Raw genomic sequence first — 8,162 nt, 5'->3', positions numbered from 1 at the left:
AGCTATAAGTAGCACAAACACGCTCTTGAGTTCTCAAACCACCACCACACCAACAGCTCCAAGCCCTCCGAAGAGTTCTCATCACTGCCGGGCAGCAAGAAGTAAACTTACACGAGTTTGGGTTGACCTGCAAATTGGCATACTGAAATCACGGTGGAACCCAATAATTTCGCGGTTTCTACGGCGTGTCGGTTTTTGCCGACCAAGCCCCGCTCAATTGGCCTTCACCTATCCAGGAGCCCCGCGCACTCTTCAGCGAAGCTCAAACCAATATCTTCAATGACTCATATTAGTGGATTCGGTTCTTCGCAAGAGGTATTTCTTCCATGCGGATGGGTGCGTGCAGCCAGGCTGCAGTTCCTTCTTACACAGGCGCTACAAGCAGAGGGCTTTAACCGTTGCTGCGAACCGTTCTGGCTCGTCCCACTGTGGGCAGTGCCCTGACCGGTCAAATCGGATGAACCGATGCGTGCTCTTCAGCCCATCAGCAAACCGTTCAACCAGACTGCCTGGCAGATGACGGTCATACTTGCCGCTGATGAAATAAACAGGGGCCCCGAAAGAGGTCTGCCCGTTGAAATCGACCTGCTCCAGCTCAGCGTCCAAGCGCGCCCGGGACTGAGCCACCCCCTTGACATGGTTGAGCAGACGCGACCAGTTGTAGCAGGGCGAGCGCAGGTAGGTCATGATCCGTCCCAGAGATCCGAACAGCATGGCAACCCCGCCACGAGACAGCAGCTCATCGATCATCAGCACCATGTCGGCAGCCCCGCTCTCCTTGCTGACGATCGCACCAAGCCGGGAGCCCAAACTCTGTTGCCCCCAATGCCGTCTTAGCCGAAGAGCGGCCCGCATGCTGACGACCTGCCCAAGGCCGATGTAGCAGCGAACGAGCGAGGGATACCGCTTCACCATCTCCAGTCCCAGGACGCTGCCCCATGAATGACCGACGAGGATGAGGGAATCCTGCCCGTAGGCGCGAAGAAGCTGTAGCACGAACTGGTGAACATCTTCAACCATCGAATCGATGGTCACTACCTCGCCAGGCGCAAAAGGATGGTAGGACAGTCCACTGCCTCGCTGATCCAGGTTGATGAAGCGGAAATCGCGCTCCAAGGCCGCGTTGTAGCGCATGGTCAGCGGAATGCAGGCATCACCCGGACCACCATGGAGGTAAAGAATGATAGGAGCACGAGGAGGTGCCGGATTCATCGAGAAAACAAAGCGCGCACCATTGATCCGCGTCCTATATGGGCGAGAGCGACTGGGAACTACGTCGGCACGACTAGTCATATAGTCATTTTATCTGTACCCTTATCTATCTCTCGCCTTATGGCTGCACACTGGCACTCCCTCCCTCTAGGTGCGGAACCAGAAACATTCAATTGCGATATAATCCGTTTCTTTAAGGGTCTCCCGGCATCATCGCCATCCTGAACGACTCCGTTCTGGCAGTTTGCCGTTCGCTGTAAAAGCAAGCTGCTCCGTATGTGTCCTGCCAAGCCAAACCAGATGAGGACCAGTCCTCATCACACGCAAATACACGCCGCAAAACAAGTCAGGTTATGCGGCAAATTTGACAGTTCGCGCATACGCAGCCGCAGAAACACGTAGTAAATGATTAACTGAAACCGTGGCATAAAGGCGTGTCGATGCAGCTGAAGGTCGCTCGCCCACCCAGGAGGCGGACCACAGTTCAAATGCTCCGTCTGCTGCGTGACCGGTCCATAGTCGTGACCGGGTGAAGCTTCGGCAGAGAACAGAGGAAAGTAGCGAACATGTTCAGTGTCAATCTGAGCGATGTGGTCGCCGTACTCAAGTCGCTGATACCCCAGCTGGTGGTCATCGGCGTCTTTCTGGTACTGGCCCTGCTGATCACGATCGCCGTGAACAAGCACACCGTCAAAAACGTAGCCAACCGAAAGATGATTCACTCCCAGTCCTGGCTGGTGGCCTTCGTGGCTGTCGTCGCAGCCCTGGCGACCATGCTCCTGGGACCCTTGTCCAACCTGATCACCAAGTCCACCAGCAAGCACGAGCTGCAGCCGGCGACCGTTACCGCAGCCCGGAACCTGGCCAAGGACATCCAGCGTGAGTCCGTCACCATGCTGCAGAATTCGGACGGCACGCTCCCCCTGAAGTCCGACAAGGTCAACGTCTTCGGCTGGGCCTCGACCAACCCCGTCTACGGCGGCACAGGCTCCGGCTCCATGTCGGCAGACAACCCCACCACCAGCCTGCTTGACGGCATCTCCTCAGCCGGTCTGAAGACCAACAAGGAGCTGAGCGACTTCTATACCAAGTACCGCGCGGACCGTCCCAAGGTCGAGATGTTCGCCCAGGATTGGACCCTGCCCGAACCCACGGCCGACAAGTACACCAGCAAGCTCATGGATGACGCCAAGCAGTTCTCCGACACCGCTGTAGTGGTCATCGGCCGAGTGGGCGGCGAGGGCGCCGACCTGCCGAAGGACATGAAGGCCAAGGACATCACCTATCACGACAACGACAAGGCCAACCCGGACTTCAAGCAGGGCCAGAGCTTCCTGGAGCTGTCCAAGCCCGAGAGCGACATGATCGCCAAGGTCACCAGCTCCTTCGACAAGGTGGTTCTGGTCTACAACGGCGCCAACACCTTCAACCTGAACTTCGTAGGTCAATACCCGCAGATCAAGTCCGTCCTCTGGTGCCCGCCCCCGGGCCAGGCCGGCTTCACCGCCCTGGGCGAGGTCCTGAAAGGCAAGGTCAACCCCTCAGGCAAGACCTCCGACACCTTCGTGCGCGACCTGACCAAGACGCCGACCTACAACAACTTCGGCTCATTCACCTACACCAATATGGATGACCACAAGGCCACCTTCACCGGATTCACCGGCAAGCCCGAAACCAGTACGCCCACCTTCGTGGACTACAACGAGGGCATTTACGTGGGCTACCGCTTCTGGGAGACTGCGGCCAAGGAAGGCCTGATCAACTACGACCAGATGGTCCAGTACCCCTTCGGATACGGCCTGTCATACACCACCTTCAGCCAGAAGATGGGACCGATCCATCATGCTGACGGGAAGATCTCCTTCGATGTGACCGTCACCAACACCGGCGCCAAGGCCGGCCGCGACACTGTCCAGACCTACTTCGATCCCCCCTATATCGACGGGGGCATAGAGAAGGCCAGCGCCAACCTGATCTCCTTCAAGAAGACCAGGATCCTGGATCCCGGCAAGAGCCAGACCATCCCTGTGAGCTTCAAGGACGAGGACATGGCCTCCTATGATGCCGACCATGCCAAGGCCTACGTGCTGGACCAGGGCGACTACGGCATCTCCATCCGTTCCGACTCCCATCGTCCGATCCAGTCCGACACGGTCAACATCGCCCATACGGTCACCTATGACAAGAGCAATCCCCGCTCCGTCGACAAGGTCGCGGCCACCAACAGGTTCGACGATGCCAAGGGCACGGTGACCTATCTGTCCCGGGCCAACCACTTCGCCAACTATGAGGATGCCGTGGCGGCGCCCAAGAGCACCGAGATGCCCGAGGAGGCCAAGGCCCACTTCTACAACAACAGCAACTACGACCCCAAGAAGTTCGACAACGACAGCGACAAGATGCCCACGACAGGCGCCAAGAACAACGTCAAGCTCTACCAGCTGCGTGACAAGAAGTACGACGACCCCATGTGGGACAAGCTGCTGGACCAGCTCAGCGTCAAGGATATGGACAGCCTGATCGCCATGAGCGGCTATGGTACCCAGGCCGTCAAGGGCATCGGCAAGATCGAGCTCACCGACGCCGATGGCCCCGCCGCCCTGAACAACAACTTCACCAAGGTCGGCTCCCTGGGCTTCCCCTCATCCACCTCCCTGGCCTGCACCTGGAACCCCGGTCTGGCCACCCGCTACGGCGAGATGATCGGCACCATGGCCCATGACATGGATGTCTCCGGCTGGTATGCGCCAGCTTTCAACATCCACCGCAGCGCCTTCTCCGGGCGTAACTTCGAGTACTTCTCCGAAGACCCCGAAATCAATGCGGTCATGGGATCCAACGAGGTCGCGGCAGCCAGGTCCAAGGGCGTCTACTCCTTCATGAAGCACTTCGCCATGAACGACCAGGAGACAAACCGTACCAACATGCTGGCCACCTGGGCCAACGAGCAGACCATCCGCGAGATCTACCTGAAGCCATTCCAGGCTGCTGTAGTCAAGGGCGGCGCCCAGGCTGCCATGAGCTCCTTCAACTACATCGGCACCACCTACGTGGCCGCCTATGCGCCGCTGATGCAGGATGTGCTGCGCGGTGAGTGGGGCTTCCGTGGCATGGTGCTGACCGACTACTTCGGCGTCTATGGTTACCAGAACGCCGACCAGTTGATCCGCAACGGGAACGACGCCATGCTGGCCACCACCGAGGTGACCAACCATGTCAAGGACAAGAGCGCCACCTCGGTCAAGGCCATGCGCCAGGCCAGCCACAACATCCTCTATACGGTCGTGCACGGCTACAAGTACGCCAATGGCGACCCCAAGGTGCAGACCCCGGCCTGGCAGATCGCCCTCTATGTGGCACTGGTTGTGCTGGCCCTGATCTTCCTGGCCTTGGAGTACCTGGCCTTCAGAAGGTTCAAGGCACGGCGCAGCGCTGTCGACGTGGGCACCCTGAGCGATCTGGCGGACGACGCCCGGCAGACCCGCGCCCAGGATCCGGCCAGCATGGAGACCACGCCGTCCGAGGACAGCTCCGACCAAGGGCCGACGGCCTGATCCTCCATCTCTGTTGATCTGCTCCTCGGCAGACGGATCTATGCACCGTCGGCCGAGGAGCGGATCGACACCCCCGTTGACGCCCAGGCAGCATTCATGCCAGGAAAACAACAGGTTATGCAACCCGCCCGAGCAGGCCTCGGCAGTCGGGGAATAATGAAATTCAGTACCAGTCCGAGGCCGATTGTGGAAGCAACGAGGGTTCCCGCAGCAGGATCGGCCCCCGTCACAGAGAGGGAACACTATGGAAGTCAAGGATCTGACAGTTCTGGAACGGGCATCGCTGCTCTCCGGAAAATCCACCTGGGCGACCCGTGCCTTGAAGAGGGCGGGCATCCCGAGCATGGTCCTGAGCGACGGACCGCACGGTCTGCGCCGCCAGACCGGATCAGGGGACAACCTGGGCATGGGCAAGTCCAAGCCCGCCACCTGCTTCCCCACAGCCGGCACGGTGGCCTGCTCATGGGACCCGGAGCTGGCCAAGACCATGGGTCAGGCGCTGGGCAACGAGGCCAGGAGCCTGGGCGTCAACATGGTCCTGGGTCCGGGCATGAACATCAAGCGCAATCCCCTGTGCGGCAGAAACTTTGAATACTATTCCGAAGACCCCCAGGTGGCCGGTCGTATGGCTGCAGGCCTGATCGAGGGCATCCAGTCCCAGGGCGTGGCCGCCACCCCCAAGCATTTCGCCATGAACAGCCAGGAGCTGCGCCGCCAGGCATCCGACTCCGTGGTGGACGAGCGCACCATGCGCGAACTCTATCTGACCGGATTCGAGATTGCTGTGCGCCAGGCCCACCCCTGGGCCATCATGACCTCATACAACATGGTCAACGGCACCTATGCCAACGAGAATCCCCACCTGCTCAAGGACATCCTGCGCAAAGAGTGGGGCTTCGACGGCATGGTGGTCTCGGATTGGGGCGGCTCCAACAGCGCGGTCGCCGCAGCCGCCAATGGCTCCTCCCTGGAGATGCCCCAGGCCGGATATGACTCCGTCCGACAGGTCGCCAAGGCCGTGCAGGAGGGCCGCCTGGACGAAGCCGACCTGAACGCCCGGGCCGAAGAGGTGGCACGGCTGGCCAAGCTGACCTACCACTCTGACATGGACCCCGATGGGAACCTGACCGCGGACCAGATACGGGACCATCATCAGGTGGCGAGGAGCATCGCCGAGGGATCCGCCGTCCTTCTGATCAACCGGGAGGGACGCCTGCCACTGGCCGCCGGCACCCGGGTCGCCCTGGTCGGGGATATGGCCAAAACCGCAAGGTTCCAAGGATCCGGATCCTCAAAGGTCAACGCAGCCAAGCAGGAGAACATGCTGGACCTGCTCAGGCAGGGCAACGGCGACGGACTGGAGCTGGCCTCCTACAGCCAGGGCTACGAACGCCATGGCGAGAAGAACCGGTCTTTGATCGACCAGGCCGTGGCTGCGGCTGGCCAGGCTGACGTGATTGTCGCCTGCGTGGGCCTGGATGAGCGCAGTGAATCCGAGGGTCTGGACCGTTCCCACATGGACATTCCCAGCAACCAGGTCGACCTGATCAAGGCGCTGGGTGCGACAGACAAGCCCCTGGTGGTCGTCCTGGTGGCGGGCTCCCCCGTCACCACCGACTGGATCGACCAGTGCGATGCCGTCCTCTACATAGGACTGTCCGGACAGGCTGGAGCATCAGCCACCCTGAACATCCTGACCGGCCGGGTCAACCCCTCCGGCCACCTGGCGGAAACCTGGCCCAAGTCCTATGCCGACTGCCCCAGCGCCGACTGGTACCCCGACCCCGCGCACGAGTCCATCTACCGGGAGGGCCCCTTCGTCGGCTACCGCTACTACCTGACCGCCGACGTGGAGGAACGCTTCCCCTTCGGATACGGCCTGTCTTATGCACACTTCGCCTACGCCGATCTGACCGTGGACGACAAGGGAGTCGCCTTCACCCTGACCAACGACTCAGACAGGCAGGGGGCCACTGTTCCCCAGCTCTACGTCCAGGCGCCCAAGGGTGGCGTGCTCAGGCCAGTCCGCGAACTGAAGGGCTTCAAAAAGGTCAGCCTGGAGGCCGGCCAGTCAACCCAGGTCCGCATCGACTTCGACCAGACGACCTTCCGGCACTTCGATACGGCCAGCAACTCCTGGCAGGTCGAGTCCGGCGACTGGACCATCATGATCGGATCCGACGCACGCAAGATGGAGCTGAGCGGGCACCTGACCGTCCAAGGCACCGTCGATCCGCAGAGTCCCGACCCTGCCTTGGGCGCCTACCTGACCGGCCGGGTCAAGGAAGTCGACGATGCCGCTGTGACAGCACTCTTCGGCCACCCGGTGGTCCGACAGGGCGCCGTCAGCACCTTCGGCGCCAATGATCCGCTCTCGTCCTGGAAGGACTCAAGAAGCGCCCTGGCCAGGTTCGTGGCCAACTTCCTAGCGAAGAGCGAGAACCGCCACGAGGCCAAGACCGGCAACCCCGACCTGAACACCCTCTTCCTGCTCAACATGCCTCCCAGGGCCATGGCCAAGATGACCAACGGGCTGATTGACACGGCCATGGTCGAAGCCATCGTCCGCATCCCCAACGGCCACCTATGGAGGGGGCTGGGCGGATTCATCGCCGGATTCTTCAGGAACATGTCCGCCAACCGCAGGACCGGAAAGGAGCTCAATCATGAGTGATCAGCACAGCCAGCAGGCCGGACAGCCGGCCCAGGGGAAAGCGACGACAGCCTCACAGTGGGCGATCGTGCGCTGGTGGCGGCGGTTCAGCGACCGGCACACCACCCTGGCCCAGTTCATCGTCTTCTTCATCCTGTCCAACGGGGTCACCGTCCTGCAGCTGGTGCTCATGCCCGTGCTCAAGGCCATCTTCAACGGCACCTCCCTGGTGGGCACCAACTTCCAGATCTGGCGCATGGGGACCGTCGGCGGCAAGCCCTACTACCTGTTCGACTACGCGGCCGGGTCCATCGGCCACGGCGGCGGGGGCGGCCTGGCCTACTTCCTTGCGGTGGAGATCACCCTGCTGATCGCCCAGATCATCAACTTCTTCCTCCAGCGCAACATCACCTTCAAGTCCAACTCCTCGGTCTGGAAAGCGGCCTTCTGGTACCTGGTGGCCTACGTGATCATCACCATCATCGCGGCGGCGCTGCAGGGCTGGTACAAGGATCCCATCTACGGCTTCTTCCAGCACACCCTGAACTGGGGCAGCCTGGGGACCACCATTGCTGATCTGGTCACCATGATCATCAACTCGGCCATCTCCTTCTGGGTCTTCTTCCCCATCTTCAAGGTCATCTTCCGTCAGGAGCCCACCGAATCCGAGGCGAGCGCCCAGTAAAATTCCGGCCCCACTCCCCCGGCCGCCAATGAACCGGCATGCATCGGCAGCCAGAGGG

4 protein-coding genes are annotated in these 8,162 nt (G+C 61.0%); 3 read left to right on the top strand and 1 reads right to left on the bottom strand.

Annotated elements, in window-relative coordinates; all coding sequences use genetic code 11:
* Positions 1–375 precede the first annotated feature (375 nt).
* Positions 376–1,212 (bottom strand): alpha/beta fold hydrolase, encoded by an 837-nt coding sequence (locus QRX41_RS08270; RefSeq protein ID WP_306221553.1) that lies wholly within the window; start codon positions 1,210–1,212, stop codon positions 376–378.
* A 566-nt stretch (positions 1,213–1,778) separates the two neighbouring features.
* On the opposite strand from QRX41_RS08270, the gene QRX41_RS08265 reads away from it, so the two are divergent.
* From QRX41_RS08265 to QRX41_RS08255, 3 genes are all read left to right on the top strand, one after another.
* Complete coding sequence (locus tag QRX41_RS08265; RefSeq protein WP_313839926.1) at positions 1,779–4,766, top strand: glycoside hydrolase family 3 C-terminal domain-containing protein; 2,988 nt, start codon at positions 1,779–1,781, stop codon at positions 4,764–4,766.
* A 244-nt stretch (positions 4,767–5,010) separates the two neighbouring features.
* On the top strand, positions 5,011–7,440 hold the full coding sequence (locus QRX41_RS08260) for a glycoside hydrolase family 3 C-terminal domain-containing protein (protein WP_313839924.1): 2,430 nt from the start codon (positions 5,011–5,013) through the stop codon (positions 7,438–7,440).
* Positions 7,433–8,104, top strand: coding sequence for a hypothetical protein (locus QRX41_RS08255; RefSeq protein ID WP_197071114.1), 672 nt, complete (start codon positions 7,433–7,435; stop codon positions 8,102–8,104). The genes QRX41_RS08260 and QRX41_RS08255 overlap by 8 nt, the downstream gene beginning before the upstream one ends.
* Positions 8,105–8,162 lie beyond the last annotated feature (58 nt).

Source organism: Bifidobacterium kimbladii, assembly GCF_032193675.1.
Taxonomy (GTDB): Bacteria; Actinomycetota; Actinomycetes; order Actinomycetales; family Bifidobacteriaceae; genus Bombiscardovia; species Bombiscardovia kimbladii.
This window is presented reverse-complemented; position numbering and strand designations above follow the sequence as displayed.

What these genes read in the sequence shown, in the direction of transcription:
- QRX41_RS08270 (WP_306221553.1), bottom strand. Translation starts at nt 1,212, where the DNA reads ATGAATCCGGCACCTCCTCGTGCTCCTATCATTCTTTACCTCCATGGT.
- QRX41_RS08265 (WP_313839926.1), top strand. Translation starts at nt 1,779, where the DNA reads ATGTTCAGTGTCAATCTGAGCGATGTGGTCGCCGTACTCAAGTCGCTG.
- QRX41_RS08260 (WP_313839924.1), top strand. Translation starts at nt 5,011, where the DNA reads ATGGAAGTCAAGGATCTGACAGTTCTGGAACGGGCATCGCTGCTCTCC.
- QRX41_RS08255 (WP_197071114.1), top strand. Translation starts at nt 7,433, where the DNA reads ATGAGTGATCAGCACAGCCAGCAGGCCGGACAGCCGGCCCAGGGGAAA.